The 20,844-nt window shown below is 37.6% G+C and carries 22 protein-coding genes and 2 tRNA genes; 8 read left to right on the top strand and 16 right to left on the bottom strand.

Features of this window, described 5'->3' with window-relative positions:
* The first annotated feature begins 139 nt into the window (after positions 1–139).
* Together EA365_05700 and EA365_05695 are read left to right on the top strand one after the other, a co-directional pair.
* Positions 140–793: a DUF2993 domain-containing protein gene (locus EA365_05700; protein TVQ46372.1), complete on the top strand. Its 654-nt coding sequence runs from the start codon at positions 140–142 to the stop codon at positions 791–793.
* 1 nt (position 794) lies between these two features.
* The gene (locus EA365_05695; GenBank protein TVQ46371.1) at positions 795–1,463 is read left to right on the top strand and encodes a cyanoexosortase B system-associated protein; all 669 of its coding nucleotides are present in this window, start codon (positions 795–797) and stop codon (positions 1,461–1,463) included.
* Here EA365_05695 and EA365_05690 read toward each other — a convergent pair.
* On the bottom strand, positions 1,460–2,977 hold the full coding sequence (locus EA365_05690; protein ID TVQ46370.1) for a glycosyltransferase: 1,518 nt from the start codon (positions 2,975–2,977) through the stop codon (positions 1,460–1,462). The genes EA365_05695 and EA365_05690 overlap by 4 nt on opposite strands.
* A gap of 67 nt (positions 2,978–3,044) precedes the next feature.
* Here EA365_05690 and EA365_05685 point away from each other — a divergent pair, with 67 nt between their 5' ends.
* The gene (locus tag EA365_05685; GenBank protein ID TVQ46369.1) at positions 3,045–3,800 is read left to right on the top strand and encodes an MBL fold metallo-hydrolase; all 756 of its coding nucleotides are present in this window, start codon (positions 3,045–3,047) and stop codon (positions 3,798–3,800) included.
* Between the two features lie 295 nt (positions 3,801–4,095).
* Here EA365_05685 and EA365_05680 read toward each other — a convergent pair whose 3' ends face one another.
* The 8 genes from EA365_05680 to EA365_05645 form a co-directional block, all read right to left on the bottom strand.
* A complete protein-coding gene (locus EA365_05680; protein ID TVQ46368.1) occupies positions 4,096–5,337 on the bottom strand; it encodes an NAD(P)/FAD-dependent oxidoreductase in 1,242 nt (413 codons plus the stop codon).
* Complete coding sequence (locus tag EA365_05675) at positions 5,327–6,247, bottom strand: hypothetical protein (protein TVQ46367.1); 921 nt, start codon at positions 6,245–6,247, stop codon at positions 5,327–5,329. The genes EA365_05680 and EA365_05675 overlap by 11 nt, the downstream gene beginning before the upstream one ends.
* Positions 6,226–7,161, bottom strand: a complete 936-nt coding sequence (locus EA365_05670) for a DNA polymerase III subunit delta' (GenBank protein TVQ46366.1) — start codon at positions 7,159–7,161, stop codon at positions 6,226–6,228. The genes EA365_05675 and EA365_05670 overlap by 22 nt, the downstream gene beginning before the upstream one ends.
* Before the next feature lie 5 nt (positions 7,162–7,166).
* A complete protein-coding gene (gene accD / locus EA365_05665) occupies positions 7,167–8,102 on the bottom strand; it encodes an acetyl-CoA carboxylase, carboxyltransferase subunit beta (GenBank protein ID TVQ46365.1) in 936 nt (311 codons plus the stop codon).
* Between the two features lie 24 nt (positions 8,103–8,126).
* Positions 8,127–8,333, bottom strand: a complete 207-nt coding sequence (locus EA365_05660) for a hypothetical protein (GenBank protein TVQ46374.1) — start codon at positions 8,331–8,333, stop codon at positions 8,127–8,129.
* 41 nt (positions 8,334–8,374) lie between these two features.
* Positions 8,375–9,193 carry a prepilin peptidase gene (locus EA365_05655; GenBank protein TVQ46364.1) on the bottom strand — a complete coding sequence of 273 codons (819 nt, stop codon included), beginning with the start codon at positions 9,191–9,193 and terminating at the stop codon, positions 8,375–8,377.
* Between the two features lie 4 nt (positions 9,194–9,197).
* Positions 9,198–9,428, bottom strand: coding sequence for a hypothetical protein (locus EA365_05650; protein TVQ46363.1), 231 nt, complete (start codon positions 9,426–9,428; stop codon positions 9,198–9,200).
* Positions 9,429–10,015: 587 nt separating this feature from the next.
* A complete protein-coding gene (locus tag EA365_05645) occupies positions 10,016–10,111 on the bottom strand; it encodes a hypothetical protein (GenBank protein TVQ46362.1) in 96 nt (31 codons plus the stop codon).
* A 307-nt stretch (positions 10,112–10,418) separates the two neighbouring features.
* Here EA365_05645 and EA365_05640 point away from each other — a divergent pair, with 307 nt between their 5' ends.
* The 3 genes from EA365_05640 (at position 10,419) to EA365_05630 (ending at position 13,299) form a co-directional block, all read left to right on the top strand.
* Positions 10,419–11,288, top strand: coding sequence for an alpha-1,2-fucosyltransferase (locus tag EA365_05640; protein ID TVQ46361.1), 870 nt, complete (start codon positions 10,419–10,421; stop codon positions 11,286–11,288).
* Between the two features lie 324 nt (positions 11,289–11,612).
* The gene (gene cysK, locus EA365_05635) at positions 11,613–12,587 is read left to right on the top strand and encodes a cysteine synthase A (protein TVQ46360.1); all 975 of its coding nucleotides are present in this window, start codon (positions 11,613–11,615) and stop codon (positions 12,585–12,587) included.
* A gap of 1 nt (position 12,588) precedes the next feature.
* Positions 12,589–13,299 carry a J domain-containing protein gene (locus tag EA365_05630; GenBank protein TVQ46359.1) on the top strand — a complete coding sequence of 237 codons (711 nt, stop codon included), beginning with the start codon at positions 12,589–12,591 and terminating at the stop codon, positions 13,297–13,299.
* 2 nt (positions 13,300–13,301) lie between these two features.
* Here EA365_05630 and EA365_05625 read toward each other — a convergent pair whose 3' ends face one another.
* Positions 13,302–14,255 (bottom strand): NAD(P)-dependent oxidoreductase, encoded by a 954-nt coding sequence (locus tag EA365_05625; GenBank protein TVQ46358.1) that lies wholly within the window; start codon positions 14,253–14,255, stop codon positions 13,302–13,304.
* A gap of 117 nt (positions 14,256–14,372) precedes the next feature.
* Between EA365_05625 and EA365_05620 the strand changes: the two genes are divergently transcribed.
* Entirely contained in the window at positions 14,373–14,855 is a 483-nt protein-coding gene (locus tag EA365_05620; GenBank protein ID TVQ46357.1) for a flavin reductase, read from the top strand.
* Here EA365_05620 and EA365_05615 read toward each other — a convergent pair.
* The 4 genes from EA365_05615 to EA365_05600 all read right to left on the bottom strand — a co-directional run bounded on the left by EA365_05615 (position 14,856) and on the right by EA365_05600 (position 16,734).
* Positions 14,856–14,926: transfer RNA gene (locus tag EA365_05615), tRNA-Gly, on the bottom strand.
* A 17-nt stretch (positions 14,927–14,943) separates the two neighbouring features.
* Positions 14,944–15,014 (bottom strand) — tRNA-Gly (locus EA365_05610).
* Positions 15,015–15,074: 60 nt separating this feature from the next.
* Positions 15,075–16,145 carry a tRNA preQ1(34) S-adenosylmethionine ribosyltransferase-isomerase QueA gene (queA, locus tag EA365_05605; protein ID TVQ46356.1) on the bottom strand — a complete coding sequence of 357 codons (1,071 nt, stop codon included), beginning with the start codon at positions 16,143–16,145 and terminating at the stop codon, positions 15,075–15,077.
* Positions 16,146–16,197: 52 nt separating this feature from the next.
* Positions 16,198–16,734 (bottom strand): DUF937 domain-containing protein, encoded by a 537-nt coding sequence (locus EA365_05600; protein ID TVQ46355.1) that lies wholly within the window; start codon positions 16,732–16,734, stop codon positions 16,198–16,200.
* A gap of 104 nt (positions 16,735–16,838) precedes the next feature.
* Between EA365_05600 and EA365_05595 the strand changes: the two genes are divergently transcribed.
* On the top strand, positions 16,839–17,144 hold the full coding sequence (locus tag EA365_05595; GenBank protein ID TVQ46354.1) for a CpeR family transcriptional regulator: 306 nt from the start codon (positions 16,839–16,841) through the stop codon (positions 17,142–17,144).
* Positions 17,145–17,828: 684 nt separating this feature from the next.
* Here EA365_05595 and EA365_05590 read toward each other — a convergent pair.
* Both EA365_05590 and EA365_05585 read right to left on the bottom strand, forming a co-directional pair.
* Positions 17,829–19,517, bottom strand: a complete 1,689-nt coding sequence (locus tag EA365_05590; GenBank protein TVQ46353.1) for an ammonium transporter — start codon at positions 19,515–19,517, stop codon at positions 17,829–17,831.
* Positions 19,518–19,521: 4 nt separating this feature from the next.
* The gene (locus EA365_05585; protein TVQ46352.1) at positions 19,522–20,580 is read right to left on the bottom strand and encodes a potassium channel protein; all 1,059 of its coding nucleotides are present in this window, start codon (positions 20,578–20,580) and stop codon (positions 19,522–19,524) included.
* Positions 20,581–20,844: the final 264 nt, after the last annotated feature.

The raw sequence follows: 20,844 nt of genomic DNA, 5'->3' as shown, positions 1-20,844 counted from the left end.
CTTAGATTTAGCTAGCAGCGAAAGCGCTCCTGCAATCAAAGGTTAAGTTTAATTACTTAAGAAATAAAACGCTCTCCTAAGTCAGGGGGGCGTTTTTTGTTTTAAAATCTTAATATATCTTTATATTAGGACTCTAATTATGTTTGCCAGCTTTCAAGGATTAGGTGAAAACACTCTCAGTAAAATTGCAGAAGTAGCTTTAAGTAATCAGTTAAAAGCAGATAAACTCAAGGTAACTGTCAAAACCAATCCCGAAAATTTAGCGAAAGGGATTGTAGAATCACTTTCTATCGATAGTGAAGGATTGATTATGTCTAATAATCAAAGCCTACAAAACTTGAGAATGACTTTTGAACAGATTACTGTCAATCCCCTACAAGCTTTAATAGGTAAAATTAAGTTGACTCAACCGAGTCAAGGTACGGCTTTTTTTGTTTTAAGTAGAAAAGATTTAGAACAACACTTAAATAGAGTTAAACCTGATAGTCTTAAAAGCATTAATTGTTATATTGCTCCTGATGGTGATTTAATTGTGAAGTTAATCTCATCTAAACAAGAGTTAAACTTTCAACTCAGACCAAGATTATGTCAAGTTAGTCACCGAGTCTTAGTTGAGGAAGTTACCCAAAATAACGTACCAGAGCTAGTCTTAAAAGAAATCGAAGCCTTGTTTAATTTAGGTCATTTTTACTTAAAAGGACTATCTTTAAAAATTCAGAGTTTAGTTGTTAATAACGGTCATTATAGTCTGAAAGCAGTCACAGAAATTACCCATTTTCCCCAGGTTGTTTAGTATGTATTTTGCCAAAGAACATCTTTCTCGCTTAGTCTTGGTTGGTTTTTTTATAGTGATTATCCTAACTATAGCTTTACCGAGTTATTGGACTGGTGATTTAAGGTGGTCAGATGTTCAAGAGGTGAACCTATCCCAATTAAATAGAATCAAAACAACTGGTCTCTATATTAGAGGTTGGCAGAATTTTAAGGTAGAAGTCATATATATAGATGGGAGTCAATGGGTTTATCAAGTTATTGCTAGACAACCTCAGCAATTAGCTGTGTTATTTATGAGAACGCAGCCCTATTATAAAGATAAACCTAGTGTAGAATGGAGTGATTTAGAAGCCCCTGGAGGTTTACAAAGGGATTCTCTGACTAGAATTAAATTTACTGCTCCTGAATCGGACACCGTTACAGCGAGATTCTTACGAGCTAGAATGAATGAGAGAACTTTTGCTATAGTTCAGTGGTACGCTTGGCTAAATGGTGGTAGCTTTCACCCCCAAAATTGGTTTTGGCGAGATCAATTAGCTCAGTTACAAGGAAAACGCTTACCTTGGTTAGCTGTTTCCTTACATATACCAATTAATCCTCTCTCCAATTTAGAACAAGCGAGAGAGGATGCGAAATCCCTAGCCACAGATATTCAAATGGCGATTAATGAGCATTTAGCAGAGAGTTAAAGTATTTTAGCAGGAATACCTACAGCGGTTTTACCCGCAGGTATATCTGTTAGGACGACAGAGTTAGCACCAATACTTACATCATCACCAATCACTAATTTACCCAGAATTTTAGCACCTGCTCCTACATTCACTCTTGCACCTAATTGGGGTGCTTCTAGTGGTTTATCTAGATAACGATTACCGATAGTAACTCCTTGACGAATAACGCAATCATCACCAATAGTGCAATTCCCGTGAATGACGATACAACCTTGATGTTCCACGATGACTCGACGACCTAAATTAACAGAATAGGGTATTTCAATACCATAAACGTTTCTGACGTGTCGATACATAGCACGATAAAGAATACTAAATGGTGCGCGTAATAGTTTGGGTTGAATTTTCATTCGCCAAACACCAAAGCGACATACAGCAACTGCTCTAAAACCTGGTCTTGTCCAATCTTTTTCGTGAGCGATCCAATCTTCTTTGAGTTGTGACCATAAACTTAGTTCTGTTTTAGTCTCTGGATTTTGTAGCTGTGTTGTCATACTATTTTTTTTTACTAAAATACTATTTTGCCAAAAATCAGTAAGTAAATAAGGTGGATCATTATTGGGTTTCTTTTCAATACTGTTTCTACCTTTCCACACAATAAAACCAATCATCCACATCAAATCAGCGAGAAATGTATAAAATTTACCATAGTTTTTAATAAAATAGCGCTCTCTTGATTCAAACCAGTATAGTGGTCTTCTTTTGGGGGTAATTTTAGTATTGGTTACTCCCGAACTTTGTCCGACAAAATGAACAACTCGACTCTCGGGTACATACCAACAAGACCACCCCTTCCTTTTGGCTTGTAAACAAAAATCTACTTCTTCGTAATACATAAAATATTCCTCGTCGAGTAATCCTACATCCTTGAATACTTCCAGACGAATAATCATACTTGCTCCTGCGACCCAATCTGTTCTACAGTCAACATCGGAAACTTCAGGTGCTACTTTCCATTTACTCAGTAATTGGGAAACCATCCCTAAACGCATACCCCCTTCAAATTCGCTCAATATACTATGAAAACGAAATGCTGAACGCTGGGGTTTACCGTCTGGATCTTCAAGACGACTTCCTGCTATTCCTATGTCAGAATGTTTTTCCATAAATTGCACTAAAGTGGCGATCGCTTCACTACGCACTATCGTATCAGGATTGAGTAGTAAAACGTATTGGGGAGGGTTAGTTGATTCTAAAGCTGGTCTAATGGCTAAATTATTACCATAAGCATAACCACCATTACGCTCTGAGGCTATAAGTTTTACCCAAGGTTGCCAATTTTGTTCATCTATCGCTTTTTGAATTTGTTCTACAGAGTTATCTCCAGAAGCATTATCTACTACGACAACTTCAGTTCCTGGTAGATTTTGAACTTCTGCTTCTAAAGATTTTAGACAATCGACGGTTAAGTCTGCTGTACGGTAATTAACTATCACCACCAACAAAAGACTATTGGGTTGCTGTGATTCCATGAATGTCTAGATTCCTATTATTTTTAATAAAAGTTTACAATAAAGAAAAAGGAAAAGATAAATAATTATGAAATTAACTTGGCTTGATAGTAATTCGTGGTTAATCGATGTAGCGGGTAAACAAATTTTACTAGATCCTTGGTTGGTAGGGTCTCTGGTCTTTGGTAATTTACCCTGGCTGTTTAAAGGCGATCGCACTATAGCTAAACCCATACCCGAACAAATTGACTTAATTTTACTCTCACAAGGTTTAGAAGATCACGCTCATAAGCCTACTTTAGAACATCTTAATCATGATCTTCCCGTAGTAGCTTCTCCTAATGCAGCTAAAGTGGTTGAGTCAATCGGTTATACTCAAATTCATACACTTAATCATGGTGACGTTTTTAACTTCCATGACGTGGTAGAAATTAGAGCTTTTCCTGGTTCTCCAGTTGGTCCTACTCTCATTGAAAACGCCTATCTGCTCAAAGATTTAACCACAGGTCAAACATTATACTATGAACCCCATGGTTTTCACTCTGAGCAAATTCAAAAATATGCACCAGTAGATATAGTGGTTACTCCCATTATTGACTTAAAACTTCCTTTGTTAGGTTCTGTGATCAAAGGACAAGAAAACGCACTCTTGGTTTGTCAATGGTTGAAACCCCAGTTTATTATTCCTACAGCAGCGGGAGGAGATCTCAAATTTGAAGGGTTACTAATGTCTTTACTAACTGCAGAAGGAACAGCAGAAAATTTACAACAACAACTGCAACAAAGTAATTTAACAACTCAAGTAAAAGAACTATTACCCGGAGAGAAAATAGAGTTTATCTGAAATAGAGGCAATAGCAATAGGCAATAAGGAGCGGGGAACAGGGAAAAGGTACTCAGGCAAAAGTTAATTAACTCATCCCATATCTTAACTCCGAACTCCTTATGATTCGTAGATAACGAATGCCGGACATCAAGTTTTGTTTTTACCACCTTACTCTCTTAATTACACTAAAATTAAATAATACTTCGCGATCCTCAAAAAGCAAAAGATGTATGCTCCAACTTGTACGATTCTTGACGAGATTATCAGACTGTGGCGAGCGGGTTCTGTCGCCAAAAATATCGAAATTTTGATATTATTCTTTATTTTCTGTTAAACGTTTCCTAGCACGTAGGGTTAGAGATAAAAATCGCTTCAATTGCCAACGACAAAACCGAAGTTTTCTTAATAAAGAATTACCTAAAACATTACTCAAAACTTGGTAACGATGACGTTGTGTGGGGAGACGCTGAATATAAACTAGTCTCCTGATTTTATCAGCGATAAAGCCTTCTAGATTAAAGCCATAACAAGAAATTACAGCGGCTTTTTTACCTAAAGTTAACATATCTCCTAAGTGTAAATAACGAAAGGTTTTGAGGGGTTTACCTAATATTTGTGCTTGGAGATTGACCGCGACACAATTAGCAGCTTGATAAGCAGCTTGTGCGGTTTGGGGAATGATTTGATGGGGAATTTCTAGGATATCTCCAAGGGTGAATACTTCGGGATAATTAAGTAATTGGAGAGTAGAAGTAGTTAATAATTTTCCCTGTGGAGTTTGTTGACAATCTAGATTAGTTAACCAGGATAAAGGTTGAGTACCTACTGTCCAAATTACTAAATCTATGGGTATAGTTTGGTTAGTTAGAATAATTTTTTCTGGAGTAATTTCTCTAATCTGGCTATCATAAATTACGGTAATTTTTCGTTTCATAATAGCGCGATTAGCTGCTGTTTGTACACCTCGGGAAAAGTGTTTTAATAGTTGTGTTCCCTTTTCTAATAAGTAGATATCAGCGCGATCGCCCAAACGAGCTGCCAGCTTACAAGCTAATTCTACCCCATTAGCACCACCACCCACAACCCCTACACGGATAAAGCGTTTTTCGGTGTACTCTAATAATTTTAAGCGTTCGTTGAGTAATTCTGCATCAGCTAGGGTACGAAAATAGAGTACAGATTCGCTACCAGTAACAGTAGCGCGACGATTTTCACTTCCTAAAGCTAAAACCAGATAATCGTAAGAGAGTGACTGTTGATTAGCTAAAGTAACGCGACGTTGTGCTAAATCTATGCTATTTACTCGTTGTTGACAGAAATTAATGGGAGTGGAAGTGAGTAACTTTTGATAAGAAGGTGCAATTTCCCAAGGTTGCAATTCTGCTGTTAATAACTCGTATAACAGAGGAGTAAATAAAAAACGTTCTTTTTGCTCTACCAGGGTTATTTTACACTTTTGCTGTTTAACTAATGCTGATTTACTTAATTTTATAGCAGTGTATAAACCGCCAAACCCCCCACCGAGAATTAACACTTCTATTGGTTTATCTAACATAAGGTTGTAATTGTTGGGCTAATTCTTGAGAACGTAATTTTCTCCCTTCGGGTTTCAGGTGGTAATGAGTATCAGCAAAGAGACTAGAATCGGTTTTAATATTAAGAGATTCCCGGTTATAGAGTAGAGGTGCGATCGCCTCTAACTCTTTGGCTGTGATTTGAATATTCTTTACTGTTTGAGGATCTGTACTCCCGTAAATCCAGGAAAGAGATAATAATAAGGTAGCACCTTTTGCCTCTACTTGTTGTTGAAAACTATTAATCATGGCGATCGAATGGGGAGAAATCGGCTCATTTACCGTTAATTTCCACCATTGGCTACTTCTTTCCCAAGTTTTAGTGGGATCACCCCTGTTGGTAAGAGGATCTGAGTAATACTCTTCTAATTGTCCTTTAGTGATTAAATCTATACCCGACTTAGTTAAGGCGCGTAAACTCGGTATCCCTAATAACCAAGTATCCTGTAATAACTGTTTGGGGGGGATATCACCTAAACCAGGTTTTCCTGTGGCTACACCAAACCAACTAGAAATCTCTCCTAAACCATCGGAATCTGACAACATCAGATATTCAGGAATTAAAACTACGATATCACCTTCTCTGATTGCGGGTAAAACGCTAGGTAAAAGCACATTTAAACCTAATTTACCGTCTAAACCGAGATTAAATACGGGTATTCCTAATTCTTGCTCTATTTGTTCAGCATTGATGGTATAGTGGACTCCTGATCCACCAATGATGATCACCCGACGTTGACTATCAATTTCACTGGCTAATTCTAATTTGTTTTGATACATTATCCTTAGCCAGCTAATCCCCCCACCATAGATAACGTTATAACTATAACCTATTAACCAAGCTAGAGGAAGTGCTAGTAACCAGGGTACTAATTTGAGACTTTTTCCCATTGCTTATACAATTCTAGTAAACTACATTCCCAGACTAGACGCGGGTTGACATATTGTTGTAAAAATTGTCGCGCTTGTTCCCAAATTAGCGCTATTTGATCTTTTTGACTACTGCGCCAATAATATACTTGGAGATAGTCTATTAACCAGAGTTGGTTTTCTGTATCTAATTCTTGGGTAATTGTTTGAGCTAGAGTAAAAATAGAGGTGAGATTATAGGGAGGAGTTTTTAACTTAGTTAATAATTCTGGTGGTATAGTTTGAAATTGTTCGGCTAGGGCGATCGCTTTTCCTGGACTTCCTTGGGCTAAAGTGATGATTTCTGGTTGATTTATAATCTCTGTATAACCTTTTTCGGTGAGTATTTCCACCACTTCACTATCACTAAGTCGATAAAAAGGGATACGTTGACAACGAGAGACTAGAGTAGATAACAGAGATTGACTAGAGTTAACAATGAGTATTAAAGTAGCCAATCCTGGTTCTTCAAGAGTTTTAAGTAAAGCGTTAGCTGCTGATTCGTTCATCTGATGAGCATCTTCTATAACTATAACAGAACGAGGACTCAACAGAGGAGGACGACCCAAAAACTCCATAATCTCGCGAATTTGTTCAATACGTATTTGTGGCGCTGTTTTACGTGAGATAGAGTTAGCTAAAGCCTCTTTAACGGTGATCAGCTTACCCTGATGTAGATAAGTTGGTTCTATCCACAGTAAATCAGGGTGATTGAAGATGTCTTTTGGTTCAGCATTTCCCGACAAGAGGAGTCTAGTAAAACCTAGGGTTGCTAAACGACGTCCTATCCCTGAATTACCGGTAAATAGATAAGCTGGTGCAATTTGTTCTAGGGCGATCGCCCTAGTTAATAATTCTACCGCAAGATGTTGTCCTTTTAACTCCCCTAGGTTCATTGTGGTTATAATCGCGGTACTAAGTGATTTTGCTCTTCTGGAACTACTAGATCCTCATGTTCATTGATTAGTAAAGGAGAGCAGAAAGGTTGATGAAGACCCACTAATTGAGCTAAAGTTTCTTTTAACTCTGTACGAGGGATGATGGCGTCAATAAAACCATGTTCCAAGAGATATTCTGAGGTTTGAAACCCTTCGGGGAGTTTTTCCCGTAAAGTTTGTTCTATGACGCGTTTTCCTGCGAATCCAATGGTTGCTTTTGGCTCAGCTAGTATTAAATCACCTAACATCGCAAAACTCGCGGTTACTCCACCTGTGGTAGGGTGAGTCAGTACGGGAATGTACAACAATCCTGCTTCGCGGTGTAGTGATAAAGCCCCTGAGATTTTCGCCATTTGCATTAAACTTAACATCCCCTCTTGCATTCTTGCTCCACCTGAAGCACAGATAATAATTACAGGGAGACAATTTGCAGTTGCGTGTTCAATCAATCTACAGAGTTTTTCTCCTACCACTGAACCCATACTCCCCCCCATAAAGCGAAAGTCCATCACTCCTAAAGCTACGGGAAATCCACCTAATAAACCTGTTCCTGTTTGTACCGCGTCTTTGAGACCCGTTTTTAGCTGTGTTTCTTTGAGTCGATCGCTATAGGCTTTGCGATCGCGAAATTCCAGAGGATCGCCTGCGTGGAGATGCTCATTAAGAGGTTGCCAAGTTTGGGGATCGATTAACTGAGCGATCCTTTGATTACTATTAATCAGGAGATGGTGTCCACATTCAGCACAGACAAACTGATTAGCTTGTAAATCTTTGGTATAGGTTAGTACACCACAAGAGGGACATTTTGTCCACAAACCGTCAGCAATTTCTCGTTCTTGCTGTTTTTGAATTTTCGGCTCTGATTTTCGTAAATTATCAAACCAATCGAACAAAGACATATTTTTAAAAACTTTATCTCAAATTTAATTATCTTCTACAGGACTCAGTAACAGGTAAGCTGTCCATTGGTCTTTAGGCAAAACCTGTAAAGCTACCTGACTACCTTGACCACAGTAGAATCCTACTCCTATATCAATCACTCGACTAGGGATATCGTGAGCGGCTAGTATTTGCTGCATTAGTTCGGCTTCCGGGCGAGCAACGGTGGTTCTCAGTGTAATCCAAGACACAATAGTTATTTTAGCAATCAAGTAGCAGTTAATTCCCAATTTCAAAGGAAAAATAAATTCATGTAACCAGAGATTATCGCATTTCCCCAAAATAGACTTATACCTGCTCCTAATACTAGAAAAGGACCAAAAGGTATGGGTTGTCTGCGACTAATCCACCCTAGGGCGATCGCTCCTCCTCCGATGATAGCTCCTAATAAACAAGCTAGAAACCCTGTTAATAATAGATATTTCCAGCCTAACCAAGCACCTATCATCGCTGCTAATTTCGCGTCTCCTCCTCCCATCGCTGCTTGTCCTAGGGCGATCGTCCCAATCAGAATTATAGCTTCAAATAACCAGATACCTAAAACAGCACCTACCACACCTCCCATTAATCTTTGGATACCTCCAGTCAATGAACCCTCGTAACATCCAAGGATAAATTGAAATCCTAATCCCATGACTAAACCAGATTGGGTCAATTCATTGGGTAAAATCATCGTATCTAAATCGATTAAAGCTAAAGCTATTAGCCAACTGACTAACCCCCAATAACCAATAGTAAACCAACTAAACCCAAATTCACGAAATACCAAGACAAATAAAACAGCACAGAAAGTCTCTACCCCAGGATAGCGCCATGATATCTCTGTTTTACACCAGCGACAACGTCCTCTCAACCATAACCAACCCAATATGGGTATATTCTCTGTTTTTCCCAAAGGATGTAAACATTTAGGACATCGTGAAGGTGGATGGGTTAGGGGTATTTTCGCAGGGAGACGATAGACTAACACGTTGAGAAAACTTCCTATCGCTGCGCCAAATACAAATACAAAGGTTTGTATAACTAGATCTGCGATCGCACTTATCCACATTTTTTTAAGCTTCTGATTCTAGTTGATTGACGGAAACAAAACACTCTCCTGGTAATAATATTGGTGCTTTGGTAAACAACAATTGACCTCTATGGGTTTTCTCATCTAAAGCTACTCCAATGGGAGTTCTGGCTGTTGTTCCATGTAATCTATAATAAGTATCGTATATTTTTCGAGCTGCCGTGATAATTTCTGATTCTACGGTTTGTTGATGGGCTTCTTCTGTATAAACCACTCGTTTCCTCCTCTTCTAGCCGCAATTGTTACTAATTTTCCTGTATTTTAGCAAAACATTTACTAAAGTAAAGCTTTCCTGAGCCAAGTCACAGTTAACACTATAGCTAACCCAAAAATTAGCCACCACACTATTATTAATAATAGACACAGATTCTCTAAACTTTAATTATTATTTTTAAGAACTAAATCTCTCAAGTTAAAAGGTAAAAAAGTTATCTTCAAGTATTTAATTGCTATTTGTTATTCTTCATATAATTCCTCGATTTCTATATTTTCAGGTTGATATCTCCAGAAGAAAATTAAGTTTTCTAGCTATAATAAAAAACCTAAAGAACTAATTACCGCATTAATTACCCAGAATCTTAATAATTGTCTTTCCGCTAATTGAGGAAAAAATCTACCTAGTTTCATTCCTAACCAATTACTTGGTAAAATCAACAAAGATTGACCAACATCATAAGAACTATATCTTTGCTTATCTAAACCCAATATACCCGCGTTGGGATCTCCCCTATAACTTGGTTAATAATTCTTGGGAATCTCTGGTTGTCCTGTAATCTAATAATAAGCTATTTGTACTCTAATCTAGGTATCGGTTGTCTCCATAATTCCCGTATTTTCTTTAGTCCAACGACGACAATCTGTAGGACGGGGATGATATAACCAGCCACCTGGTTTCAAGATACGATAACATTCTCCTAGATACCAGTCTAAATCCCAGACGTGTTCGAGTACTTGAAAGGAAACAACCCCATCGAATTATCAGCTATTGGTATTGTTTTTGCTGTTTTAATAAGAATATCTGGTTTTCCCGACAAGTCACAACCAATATCTAAAATAGTCGCAGTTGTTTGAGTGAATCCATAGTTAGCTAAGGTTTCTGAGATCTTTTGACGCAACAAAGTCAGACAATAGTAGTCATGATGCCAAATTTTGGGTCTTGCGTACTTAGATTGATACTAGAGTAAATTTTGGAGATATATCTTTTATGATTATTGTTCGTCTAACCGATGGTTTAGGAAACCAAATGTTTCAATACGCTTTAGGAAGAAAATTGTCTCTTTTACATTCCACTTCCTTGAAATTAGATATTAACTGGTACAAGGGTGTAGAAACTTTTAAACAGAAGCGTAAATATAGCCTTAATTGTTTTAATATTCAAGACAATATCGCTACTCAAGCAGATTTAGACTTCTTCTTTAAAAGAAATATCCTCAGTTCCCTTAACTCAAAAACCCGTAAGTTATTACAACTACCTCCTCAAAAAATGATTGTTAATCAAACTAGATTTGAATTTGACCCTAGTTTATTTTCTTTACCTAAAAATTTATACTTAAAAGGGTATTGGCAAACAGAAAAGTATTTTCAAGATATTCGCGATATTTTATTACAAGAAGATTTTTCTTTTAAAACTCAACCCGATCCAAAAATTGTAGAACAAATAAATAATAGTGAGTCGGTTTCCCTACACATTCGTCGAGGAGACTATGTTAACGAACCAGATTTAAATCGTATTCATGGCATTTGTTCTCTCGAATATTATCAAAACTGCGTTAATTATCTCCAACAATATCTTAACAATCCCGTTTTCTTCATCTTTTCTGATGATTTAGACTGGGTAAAAGCTAACTTTTACATACCACATAAAATGATTTTTGTCAAGAGTCAACCAGATTTTGAAGACTTACAACTGATGAGTCTTTGTAACCACAACATCATAGCTAATAGTACATTTAGCTGGTGGGGAGCATGGTTAAATACCAATCCCGACAAAATAGTTTGTGCACCTAAACAATGGTTTGCCGTCAAATCCAGAGATACCAGTGATTTAATTCCCGAAAATTGGACAAAATTTTAAAAATCCCTTGCCTTTTGCTAAATTCTATGCTAACTTAAATGACAACAACTAACTAAGACATTAACCGCTTAGGGAGCAAAGGAGGTGATGCCCATGACAGATAGTAGTAAAATCATGGGTCTCCTAGTTGAAGTTAGCCGGCTGAGCGCCGGGGCTGTTCTCTAACAGTCAATATATATTGTACTTGTGGGAGTTCCTCCCGGCAGTCAGGTTTCAACTAGCAGACCCGCAACAACTTACCCTTACAGATACTTCTGTGGGGGTTTTTGCTTTTTCGAGACAAAAGTTAGACTATACTAAAAAAAATAAGTTAATCTTCACAGTATGAAAATTGCCGAAAATATTACCGAATTAGTCGGTAAAACTCCCCTAATTAGACTGAATCGCATCCCCCAACAAGAAGGTTGTGTAGCTGAAATCATCGTCAAACTCGAAGGAATGAACCCAGCAGCTTCGGTAAAAGATCGTATCGGGGTTAACATGATTAATAAAGCTGAAGAAGAGGGATTAATCACCCCAGGTAAAACTATCCTAGTTGAACCAACATCAGGAAACACAGGTATAGCACTAGCGATGGCAGCAGCAGCTAAAGGTTATCAAATTATCTTAACCATGCCTGAAACTATGAGCCAAGAAAGAAGGGCAATGTTAAAAGCCTATGGCGCTAAGTTAGAATTAACACCAGGACCATTAGGGATGAGTGGTTGTATCAAAAGAGCACAAGAAATAGTAGCCTCCATTGCTGATGCTTATATGCTTCAACAGTTTAGTAATCCGGCTAACCCAGAAATCCATAACTTAACTACCGCAGAAGAAATCTGGGCAGATACAGACGGTAAAGTTGATATCCTTATCTCAGGAGTAGGTACAGGAGGCACAATTACAGGAGTAGCCCAAAAACTTAAAAAGTATAAATCCTCTTTTCGGGCGATCGCCGTTGAACCGACTAACAGCCCAGTTTTATCTGGAGGTAATCCCGGTCCCCATAAAATCCAAGGAATTGGCGCAGGATTTGTCCCGGATGTACTCAACGTAGAATTAATCGATGAAGTAGTTACCATTAGCGATGAGGAAGCCATGATTTATGGTCGTCGCTTAGCTAAAGAAGAAGGTATTCTCTCGGGTATTTCTGCAGGGGCGGCTTTATGTGCAGCCATTAAAGTAGGTAAACGACCAGAAAACCAAGGTAAAATGATTGTGATGATTCAACCTAGTTTTGGAGAACGTTATCTCAGTACCCCTTTGTTTAAAGACATAGAAGAAGACGATTCTAAGCAATTAGTTGATTTAAAAGCATAATATGTCAGAGGATAATCACTATCAAATCCTGGGAATTACTCAACAAGCCTCTCAAACAGAGGTTAAATCAGCCTATCGCAATTTAGTGAAACAATATCATCCCGATAGTCAAAATAGCGAAGCTGACCACAATAAAATTGTCTCTATCAACGCAGCTTATGAAGTACTTGGCGATCCTCAACGACGTCGTAACTACGATCGCCAACTGCGTCAACAACGTCAGCATATTCGCACTGAAGTCTATGTACAAAGGGAAAAAAGAACCCAACAAGTACAAAAAGATTATCAACGTCAGCGAGAGAGAGAACGCCAAGTTGAGGCACAATTTGAACGGTGGTTACAACAGGTTTATCTCCCAATTAATCAATGGTTATCCTCGATTATTGAACCCCTACAGCAACAAATAGACGCTCTCGCAGGAGATCCTTTTGATGATCAACTCATGAGGGATTTCCAGCTTTATTTATCTTCTTCCCGTAAATATCTCATTAAAGCCCGTCTCTGTCTCCACCATCAACCTAACCCCCCTAAATTGGCTAAACTAGCAGCTAATCTCTACTATTGTCTCAATCAGGTTAGCGATGGTTTAGATGAGTTAGAGTTATTTACCCAAAATTATTGTGAAAGTAATTTACATACGGGTCAAGAATTGTTTAGAATAGCTAAACAACTACAAGCAGAAGCTAGTAGTCTCGCTGAAAATTTCCTCTAGATTTACTTTTTTGGTACTATTCCCGCTAGTTTTAACGCGTCGCCTAAATCATTACAGTAATTAGTTAAAGCAAATTGAGCAGGATTAACATAATTTTTATAAGTAAAATGACGATAGTTTAAGCAAAATCTATCCCAATCAGCCATTCTGATATAAAAAACCTTGATAAAAATCTTGGCTAACCATAAAGACAAAGGAATCCTTAACCAAATTCTTTTACCAAAATAAGCGCAAACTTCCTCCATCGCTTGATTAACCGTTAAAGGATCATTCCCGATCACAAATTCTCTAACTTCATCAGGGGGATGATTAACTAAATAAGTAACAATTTGGGCTATATCTCTAGCGTGGATAAAGTGAAAACTACCATCAGCTTGAAACCAACGGGCTAAATTAACCCATTCTACTATCTTCGGTAATCCCGCTGAAATGTGAGAATAGGGTTTATCTTGATCTCCTCCTAATACTAGTGTGGGAAAAATAGTCGTAATTTTGGGGGCGATCGCTAATTCTGACAATTTAGTATAACATTCATATTTACTCTTAATGTAATTAGTACCAATGTCTCTAGCTTCGGGTAATAATTGATTCTGATGATCTAAGATACTCGCTGTAGAAAAGTAGATAACTTGTTCACAGACATCTAGATCTAAAAAATTTAGTAACTTAATAGTGCTACTAACGTTAATATCAAAAATCTCATTATCTCCCCCCCAAGAAGTTGCAGCTAAAATAGCGACATTGATTGAACCCAACAACTCCTGATATTTGTCGATATCTCGTAAATCACCCTCTAAAATAGTGATTCCCTGACGATATTGATAGTCAAACAGCAACTTACCAGGATTTCTGACTAATAGATAGATTTCGTGTTCGGTTTCTTTAATTAATGCTTCAGCTAGATAGTGACCAATACAACCACTTCCACCTGTTAACAATATTCGCTTACGCTGCATTCAAATAAGTTAATCTTAAAATTAATCCCATAGATTATATCATTTACCTTCACAAAAAAGGACGTAAAGATACTCCCCTTAATCTATAATATTCTAGAGAATTAGGGTAAAATTACTTTGCTAGACGAACAAGCTAAAAAAATAATGTTACGCAAGATTCCCCACGGTCTTTACATTTGTGGTGTTAAAGACGGAGAGGAATTAAACGGTTTTACCGCCAGTTGGTTAATGCAGACTTCTTTTGTACCTCCTTTGGTGATTAACTGTGTACGTCAAGATTCTAGTTCTCACGAGATTATCAAAAAAACAGGTGTTTTCGCCATTAGTTTTTTAGATAGCAATCAAAAAGAATTAGCCGCCAAATTTTTTAAACCCCGACGTAGAGTCGGTAATAAATTTGAAGATGTAGAATTTTACCAAGGTGAAGCCACAGGATGTCCCATTATCAGCGATTCTCTCGGTTATATTGAGTGTCAGGTAGTGGATAGCGTTTTTAAAGGCGATCATACTATCTACGTAGGAGAAGTCATCGCCGCAGGAATACATAGAGAAGGCGATCAACTGCTTCTCGAAAGTACTGGTTGGCAATATGGCGGTTAAAGCGGATAGGGGGAATCGAACCCCCATCATCAGCTTGGGAAGCTGAGGTTTTACCACTAAACTATATCCGCACTAGAAGAAGTCAAAAAGCGGGTGGGGGGAATCGAACCCCCATCATCAGCTTGGAAGGCTGAGGTTTTACCACTAAACTACACCCGCTGGCAACTATTCAAACTTAGCATAACTTCACTGCCTTTGTCAAGGACTTTCTCAAACAAATTAACTAACTGCATCAGGGGTAATAAACATCGCGTCTCCAAAAGAATAAAAACGATAACCAGAGGAGATCGCCTCTTGATAAAGACTCAACAGACGTTCTCTCCCGATTAAAGCACTAACCAACATTAACAGAGTAGAACGGGGGAGATGAAAATTAGTAATCAACCCCTCAACCACCTTAAACTTATAACCAGGATAGATAAACAAATCAGTTTTACCACGAAAAGCTTGTAACCCTTCTGGTGAATTTGCTGCCGTTTCTAACGCTCGTACTACAGTTGTTCCGACAGCAATAATACGACCCCCCCGAGCTTGAGTAGATTTGATAGTTTCTACCGTAGTTGAACTAACCTCTAACCATTCTTGGTGCATTTGATGACTAGTGATACTTTCAACCTCTACAGGTCGAAAAGTTCCTACCCCTACATGAAGAGTAATTGCTGTTCGTTGTACACCCATGTGGGTTAACTTAGTCAATAATTCAGGGGTAAAATGAAGTCCCGCGGTAGGAGCAGCTACCGCACCGGGTTTAGTAGCGTACACCGTTTGATATTGAGAAGGTTCTTGATTGGGGGTAGTAATATAAGGAGGGAGGGGAACTTGACCAAAAAAAGGCAAGATATCCCAGATAGACACCCCAACAGGAGGATAAAAGCGTAAAATACGTCCTCCTGTTGCTGAATCTGTAGCGATTACTTCAGCTTTAAGACTATCTTGACTAGAATCAGAACTAGAAAAATAAATTTCTGTACCAACGCGAAAACGTTTACCAGGTTTAACCAAAGCCAACCATTGATTAGAAGCTCTCTCCTCTAATAACAGTATCTCCACTGGTGCGCCAGTTTTTTTATAGCCATATAATCTAGCCGGGATAACCTTAGTATCATTAACTACTAACAAGTCTCCTGGTTGTAATAATTCTGGTAAATCCCTAAACAAGAGATGACGATGAGTAAGAAGAGAATCTACAACCAGTAAACGAGAACTATCCCTAGGAACTACAGGAGTCTGAGCGATTAGTTCTGGTGGTAGTTGGTAATCATAATCAGATAAGTATTCTTGAGAGTTCATTGTTGCTTTAAATATTACTAGCCCTCCTCAAGAGAGCTAGTTTGAGTGTTAATTAACGTCCAGGATTGAGAAAGCGATTAGCAAATTTAAAGACATCTCCTAAATCTACATCACCATCTTTATCACTATCTAAGAAAGCATTTAAGAGAGGGTTGCCACCTCCTCCCATTCCTCCTGTAGTTTTACCCATATTTAGTAAACCCATGACCGCGGGTAATAATTTGGGCACAATGCCCTGTAACATAGAACTATCTAAACCAGTTTTTTGAGCTATAGTATTAGTGATTTGAGATTGTATTGGACCTGCAAAAATCGATTCAAGACCACCTAAACCACCAGTAGCACCACCACCACCAGTAAATTGGCTCATCACATTTTCTAATGGGTTATTACCACCTGTTACTTGCTCTTTGAGGACAGGGCGTAAAAGAGGACCTAAAGATGACATAATACCCTGCATTGCCGAGGGATTCAAGCCATTATTAGTAGTTAGTTCGTTCACTGTACCAGTGATTTGACTGAGTTGAGCGATGCTTCCCCCTTGATTAGGGTTATTAATCGAACTTAAGACATCAAAAAAAAGTCCCATGGGTATTTTACCTTGTTAACTAGATCAAGTTTTGAGCTTATTATATTACCTAGTCTTTAAAATTAAGATGTTAAAATCTGTTTTGTTGAGCAAAATTAGATATTATGCTGCCACCAATTGCTAGCAAGAAAATGCAAGCGTGGATTAGAACTCGCCATTTGATCTGTTCTGGTAACTTTTTTATTTTAGAAACCCTAGAATATACTACTGTAGAACGATTTGAAGAATGTATTAAGTCTTTAGGAGGTTCTTTAATCTCTGTTGAACCCATTAAAAAGGTTTGGATTGGTAGTCATCGACAAGTTTTGCTTTATCGAGCTAAAGCTAGTTTACATACTCCTAACCATGATTTACGCCAATATTGGCTTAAATACGGTGGATTTTACACAAGATTTGACGAACGTGGTTAAAGTTGCTTTACCAAGAAAATGGGTTTAAAGCATTGTTCTAATTGTGGGAAAAAGGTTCAAAAGTGGCTCTCTCGGCACCATGGGGTAAAAAAATAAAATTAATTTAACCTAAGAAATAGACAAATCATCTTACTTTTGCCTTTTGGCTTTTGCATGAGTGCAAGAGGGCCTATAACCATTCTTGTGAAAGCTTATCACCCTAGATACACCGAAAGCCATTAATGTCCACATTGTCGGTTTGAGTGTGTTGACACTCTCGGGCTAAATGCTACCGCATTATAACGGGAGATTCTTGCTTCATTGCCTTTTATCTATAGCAGTACGCATCTGGAGTGTTTGACATTTTTGAGTCATGAAACCTAGTATTAGCCTAAAGAGTGCAAGAGCGAGCAGCGCTATAGATACAACTTTAATTCAATCTGTACCTCCGACAAACCGACTCCACAAGCTTTTTCTTTAACGGTGTGCCCCACCATTCTCAAGACGTACCATTTTTATTTACCTTGGCATAATATCTACCTCTTTGACAGCAGACAAAAGGTTATATATCTATAATACATTACCTTACTGCTAAATCGTGATCTGCTTTTCTGACTATCCCTTTTGCCCAAGAAGTGAAATTAATATCCTCGACAAAAACGTTCTCAGCTAGATTACACAAGTTAAGATAAATTTTCCAATTAGTCAAGTAAGTTTTTGTGTTTTTAAATCCCAGTCCGATAAACTATTAATCGTGAATAACTCTAATAAGATATTGATATCTTCTATTTGACTAACCTTAGATTCAATTTGACTAGCAGCATCAGGAAAACGTTGCTGAAGATGGTCAATAATTTTGTTTTGGAGAAGATAACGTAGAGTAATTAGTTCTTCTTTATTATCAGAAACTTCTTGAACTAAACCTTGTAAAACCTTAGCTAAACTACCCAACTCATCATCACTATTAATAAACTCATTAAAAACATTAGGATCAAAATGATTATTTTCTAAACTAGCCAAAGCAATAGCCGTAACAGTATAGATTTTCTCTAAATAACTGACATTTTCTTGATTTTTAACCGCGAGAGAATCGATAACCTGATTATAACGACTAGCTATATAACCCACCTCAGTAAAAGTATCAACAGGTACTCGTAAACTCAAATCAGAACTTTTAGCTTGTTCCTCCATTACTTGTAATAAATCAAAAGTCTCTGTTTTGGCTTGATGTTCAGAAATATTGAGACCAATTTGTTCAGCTTCAGGAGAAACTCGCAAATGATAAAAACTATTAACTACTCTTAAAATTAACCAACTCAACCCAAAAGACCAAAAAAAAGCAACCCCAATCCCTAACATTTGGACTAGTAATAATTGTCCCCTATTTAAATCAGTTTCTAACAGAGATAAATTACCAAATAAAGCTACCCCAAGAGTTCCCCAAACACCCGCACCACCGTGTACAGCTATTGCATCTACTGCATCATCAATCTTATATTTATCTAACCAATATTCTACCAGCATCATTGCCGCTGCACCTGTAGCACCGATAATTACTGCCAAAGGAGCAGTAACGATATTGCAATTCGCGGTAATAGCTACTAAACCCGCCAAAGATCCATTGATTAATGCTTCAACTGCTAGATGTTTAAATCGCCATAAATGTAAACTCGTAGCAACTATAGCCCCACTAACACCAGCTAACATAGTATTGAGGATAATTAAGGGAACTGTGGCGTTAAAAGCAAAAGTACTACCCCCATTAAAACCAATCCAACCAAACCAGAGTAGAAAAACCCCTAATACCGAAAAAGGAAGATTAGATCCTTGGATCTTAGCTTGAGTATAGCGTCCTTGACGAGGACCAATAATTAGTAAAGCCGCTAGAGCAACCCACGCTCCTACACTATGAACTACGGTAGAACCCGCAAAATCCCGAAAACCCAGATGTTGTAACCAACCTCCCGTATTTTCTGTTACTAAAGCATTCCAAACCCAATGACCAAAAAAAGGATAGATAATCCCTGAAACTAAACCCGCAATAAGTAAATAACTTGTAAATTTTAACCGTTCAGCTACAGCACCAGAAATAATGGTAGTAGCAGTCCCACAAAACATAACTTGATAGAGAAAAAATGCCGCTAATTCTGGTTGAGCATTAGGAGTGAACAAAAAGTCAGTAAAACCTAACCAACCTCCTAAAGATTTACCAAACATTAAACCATAACCGAACAACCAAAATAGTGCAGCAGATAGGATAAAATCAGCAAAGTTTTTAACAGCAACGTTGATACTATTTTTAGACCTGGTTAAACCAGATTCTAAACACATAAAACCCGCTTGCATTAAAAATACTAAACCTGAACAGAGTAATAACCACAACAGATTAAGCATTTAGTTAAATTTTCACTCCCCGATAGAGACGTTCTTTACGTTTAAGAGCAAAACTTAACTCTAATTTATTTAAATTACCCGTATTTCCTAGCAAGATTAAGTTATCACCCTTGTTTAAAATTAAGGAAGGATTGGGGGGAATAATTAACTCTCCATCGCTACGGGATAAAGCAACGACGATAAAATTACCTTGACTTCTGACCTGTAATTCTCTAATAGTTTTCCCAATTAAGGGAGAATCAGCCAAAATCAGTAACTCATTCATTTCTATATTTAATTGTCCTAATAATTCGTTAAGATAGTTTAATTCTTGTTTGTGTCCTAAAAAATCTAAAGCAGTAGGATGAGTGATTAAATTAGCTATTCTCAAAGCACTAAGACTAGCGGGTAAGATAATATGATTAGCACCAGCTAAGAGGAGTTTTTTCTCAGTAGAAGGGCGATCTCCTCGGGCAATAATAGTTAGATCAGGGTTTAAACTTCTCGCTGTTAAAGTAATAAAAACATTAGCCGTATCATCAGGTAAAACAACTGCGATAATTTTTGCTCTTAAAATCCCTATACTTTCTAAGAAAGTTTCATCAGTAACATCACCTATTTTGATTAAATAATTTAAAGATTCAGCAATGGTTAAACTCTCAGGATTATTATCTAAAACAATAAATTGTTCTCCTGATTTATGGAGTTGTTGGGCGAGAATTTGTCCCATACGTTCAAAACCACAAATAATGATATGATCGCTTAAATTGTCGATGGTTTTTTGTTGACGTTGAGTATTTAACGCTTTATTGATTTCTCCCTCGGTGATCATTTGGACAAAACCTCCTACACTATATACCGCTGATGATGTTCCCGCAATGATAACTAAAATAGTGAACACTTTTTGTGCTGGAGTTTCTAAAGGTTGCACTTCTCCATAACCTACCCCAAAAATGGTAATGATTACCATATAAATCGAGTCTAAGGTAGTCCAGCCAAAAAGAATATAACCAACTACTGCTACTATCATAGTGATAATGAAAAAGATAGTACCAATAAAAATCCTTGTTAAAGAATTAGGCATTTAACATTAGATGGCATCAAGCCTAGTAAGTTATGATATTTATTATGCCTGAATATTAGCGGGAGCAAGGGGGTCTCATAAGGGTAGGTTTTTTACATTTCGGTGAAGATGAGACTCTCGGAGGAATGAAGACAAGGATACAAGGGAGATAATACATAGGAAAAACGGCGTTCAAGGAATATAATACATACAAAAAAGTGTGTTTTTGCAGCTTTGTACTATTAAGTTACACACACGTCCTTGTCCACTTTCCCGGATTGTCTT

The sequence above is a fragment of the Gloeocapsa sp. DLM2.Bin57 genome (assembly GCA_007693955.1).
Classification (GTDB): Bacteria; Cyanobacteriota; Cyanobacteriia; order Cyanobacteriales; family Gloeocapsaceae; genus Gloeocapsa.
The sequence above is the reverse complement of the archived record's forward strand: the minus strand, read 5'-3'. Positions and strand labels throughout refer to the sequence as shown.

Bases quoted from the DNA above. Each gene is read 5' to 3' on its own strand.
- EA365_05700 (TVQ46372.1), top strand. From the start codon at position 140: ATGTTTGCCAGCTTTCAAGGATTAGGTGAAAACACTCTCAGTAAAATT.
- EA365_05695 (TVQ46371.1), top strand. From the start codon at position 795: ATGTATTTTGCCAAAGAACATCTTTCTCGCTTAGTCTTGGTTGGTTTT.
- EA365_05690 (TVQ46370.1), bottom strand. From the start codon at position 2,977: ATGGAATCACAGCAACCCAATAGTCTTTTGTTGGTGGTGATAGTTAAT.
- EA365_05685 (TVQ46369.1), top strand. From the start codon at position 3,045: ATGAAATTAACTTGGCTTGATAGTAATTCGTGGTTAATCGATGTAGCG.
- EA365_05680 (TVQ46368.1), bottom strand. From the start codon at position 5,337: ATGTTAGATAAACCAATAGAAGTGTTAATTCTCGGTGGGGGGTTTGGC.
- EA365_05675 (TVQ46367.1), bottom strand. From the start codon at position 6,247: ATGGGAAAAAGTCTCAAATTAGTACCCTGGTTACTAGCACTTCCTCTA.
- EA365_05670 (TVQ46366.1), bottom strand. From the start codon at position 7,161: ATGAACCTAGGGGAGTTAAAAGGACAACATCTTGCGGTAGAATTATTA.
- accD (TVQ46365.1), bottom strand. From the start codon at position 8,102: ATGTCTTTGTTCGATTGGTTTGATAATTTACGAAAATCAGAGCCGAAA.
- EA365_05655 (TVQ46364.1), bottom strand. From the start codon at position 9,193: ATGTGGATAAGTGCGATCGCAGATCTAGTTATACAAACCTTTGTATTT.
- EA365_05640 (TVQ46361.1), top strand. From the start codon at position 10,419: ATGATTATTGTTCGTCTAACCGATGGTTTAGGAAACCAAATGTTTCAA.
- cysK (TVQ46360.1), top strand. From the start codon at position 11,613: ATGAAAATTGCCGAAAATATTACCGAATTAGTCGGTAAAACTCCCCTA.
- EA365_05630 (TVQ46359.1), top strand. From the start codon at position 12,589: ATGTCAGAGGATAATCACTATCAAATCCTGGGAATTACTCAACAAGCC.
- EA365_05625 (TVQ46358.1), bottom strand. From the start codon at position 14,255: ATGCAGCGTAAGCGAATATTGTTAACAGGTGGAAGTGGTTGTATTGGT.
- queA (TVQ46356.1), bottom strand. From the start codon at position 16,145: ATGAACTCTCAAGAATACTTATCTGATTATGATTACCAACTACCACCA.
- EA365_05600 (TVQ46355.1), bottom strand. From the start codon at position 16,734: ATGGGACTTTTTTTTGATGTCTTAAGTTCGATTAATAACCCTAATCAA.
- EA365_05595 (TVQ46354.1), top strand. From the start codon at position 16,839: ATGCTGCCACCAATTGCTAGCAAGAAAATGCAAGCGTGGATTAGAACT.
- EA365_05590 (TVQ46353.1), bottom strand. From the start codon at position 19,517: ATGCTTAATCTGTTGTGGTTATTACTCTGTTCAGGTTTAGTATTTTTA.
- EA365_05585 (TVQ46352.1), bottom strand. From the start codon at position 20,580: ATGCCTAATTCTTTAACAAGGATTTTTATTGGTACTATCTTTTTCATT.